Source organism: Paraburkholderia sp. SIMBA_054 (assembly GCF_046534875.1).
Classification (GTDB): domain Bacteria; phylum Pseudomonadota; class Gammaproteobacteria; order Burkholderiales; family Burkholderiaceae; genus Paraburkholderia; species Paraburkholderia hospita.
Genome location: NZ_JAWRXV010000470.1, coordinates 1 through 315 on the forward strand (window position 1 = coordinate 1; position 315 = coordinate 315).

General features: G+C 69.2%; 1 protein-coding gene. It reads left to right on the top strand.

Annotated elements, in window-relative coordinates; genetic code table 11:
* On the top strand, positions 1-315 hold a 315-nt coding region (locus SB822_RS55955), incomplete at both ends, for a glycoside hydrolase domain-containing protein (RefSeq protein ID WP_410858958.1).

Below are 315 nucleotides of genomic sequence, written 5' to 3' on the forward strand. Positions count from 1 at the left end.
ACCACGGCCCCCCACACCGGTGCTGCGATCGCCGACGGCAAGCTCTACGTCAACAACGGCTTCTGGGACACCTACCGCACGGTCTGGGCGGCCCAGGCGCTGTTTGCGCCGAGCCAGGCCGGAGCGATGATCGACGGCTTCCTCCAGCAGTACCGCGACAGCGGCTGGGTGCCGCGCTGGTCCTCGCCCGGTTACGCGAACCTGATGACCGGGACGAGCTCGGATGCGGCGTTCGCCGACGCCTTCGTGAAAGGCGTGCCGGGCCTGGATGCGGCCGGCATCTACGCAGCGGCGATCAAGAACGCCGCGGTACTG